The organism is Ensifer sp. EB106-03-01-XG145, from assembly GCF_058792075.1.
This window is the reverse complement of sequence record NZ_JBYTEC010000062.1, coordinates 1-1,811: the sequence shown is the minus strand read 5'-3', so window position 1 is coordinate 1,811 and position 1,811 is coordinate 1. Positions and strand designations below refer to the sequence as shown.

Sequence of the window (1,811 nt, the reverse complement as noted above, 5' to 3'; positions counted from 1 at the left end):
ATGTCACAGCTAATTAAAGATGAGACAAAGTAATCAACTTAGAAACGCGACGCCATCCTAATCATTATTACTTCGTTTGCAAGTTGCTATATTTGCAAAGTACGAAGACGCAAGCCGCCGTCCGGGTGGAGCTGGTCAGGGTTGCGCAGCCCGGTCGGCGGCGGATGGCTCCAGCGGCAAAATAAACTTTAGCTTTGACCGCCCGATCACTCCGCCGCCTTCAGCTGCGCAAGGGCTTGCTGCCGCTTTGCGATAACCACGGGATCCTGGGTAAAATCGGTCTTTCTGCCAGGCTTGGTGCCACGCTTCTGGTAGCCATTCCCTTGGCTGCCATCGCGAATGCCGAACATATGATCCGTCTGGCCGGTGCGGCGCGGTCCGCCTTTGCTGCGCTGCTGTTGGCGCCCCGCCTGCAGCTCAGCGACGATCGAAAGCATGTCATCCAGCCGTTTGTTCTCGACCACCTCAGGGCGATGCACGGACCGTAACGTGTCGAACGTCCTGTAGGGCAGGGTGGCTTCCCCGTCTGTGATCTCCAGGCGTCCGTCGGGATAGTCGCAAACGACAACCTTCTTACCGGCCAGCGCCGCTGCGCGATCTGTCGGATCGAGAATGAACATCACCTTGTCATAGCGCAGCGTCAACGAATTCGACAGCTTCCGAACCTCCTTGCGGCACATCGCACCATCGAGGTTCTCATGCGCGGCAAACGGCCGATGCATGTCCTTCGGATTACGCGCCGCCTTGCCAAAGCGACAATTGAAGTCGGCCATGAACTCTGGCGCATAGGCGTTCGCCGCCGCGATCGTGTCGATGCCGCGCAGCCGCAGTTCCTTGACGAGCCGATCCTGCAGCGTCTGGTTGGCGCGCTCGACGCGCCCCTTGGCCTGCGGGGTGTTGGCGCAGATGATGTCGATGTTCAGCTCATAAAGCGCCCGACCGAACTGTGTCAGGCCGCTGGTCCGGTCCTTCTGCGACGCATGCGTGCTGCGGAAAACGCCATGCTTGTCGCTGTAAAACGCAATCGGCTTGCCCCATTGCTGCAAATAGGCCTTCGTCGCATGCAGATAGTCGAAGGTGTTCTCTGAAGTCGCAAAGCGCAAATGCAACAGCTTGCCGGTGGCATCGTCAATGTAGACGAGTAGGGCGCATTTGGGACCGCGGCTCTCGAACCACCAATGATGCGAGCCATCGATCTGGACCAGTTCGCCGAAACAATCGCGTCGGCCGCGCGGTTGGAAAACCCGCTTCTTGCGTTCGCGGCGCGACACCCAGATGCCGGCTTCCATCATCCATTGGCGCAGCGTCTCCTTGCTGACGGCTATCCGGTGGCGTTCGATCAACTTCTCGGCCGCCAAGGTCGGACCGAAATCGACATAATGCTCCCGCACTAGGTCGAGCACCAGGTTGCGGAAATCCTCGCTGTGACGTCGGTTGCTCGGACGGCCGCGCTTCTTCGAGACCAGTCCGTCGGCGCCGGCCAGGTCATAAGCCTGCAATAGCCGGTGGACCTGACTGCGGCTAAGACGAAGCAACTCGGCCGCCTCGACGACACTCAGGCTGCCACCGCGAATCCGCTGAATGAGTTCAAGGCGGTGCAATTCTTTCTGCGACATGACGATCAAACAAGACATGACGACTCCGAACACAGATGGCCTTGGCCACGATGCAAGTCGCTGATCTTGCTCCCCAACGCTGACCTTCGACCAGCATCCCAAGAGGCGACGACTGTCGCATCTCTAACTGGCCTATGTGTCGCATCTCTAAAATGCCGCTACACACGATGATCGCATAACATACATTATGGAACT

1 protein-coding gene is annotated in these 1,811 nt (G+C 58.5%); it reads right to left on the bottom strand.

Features of this window, described 5'->3' with window-relative positions; translation table 11 throughout:
• Window positions 1–206 precede the first annotated feature (206 nt).
• Entirely contained in the window at window positions 207–1,634 is a 1,428-nt protein-coding gene (locus AC3WWH_RS34710) for an ISNCY family transposase (RefSeq protein ID WP_058324635.1), read from the bottom strand.
• Window positions 1,635–1,811 lie beyond the last annotated feature (177 nt).

Bases quoted from the DNA above. Each gene is read 5' to 3' on its own strand.
- AC3WWH_RS34710 (WP_058324635.1), bottom strand. From the start codon at position 1,634: ATGTCTTGTTTGATCGTCATGTCGCAGAAAGAATTGCACCGCCTTGAA.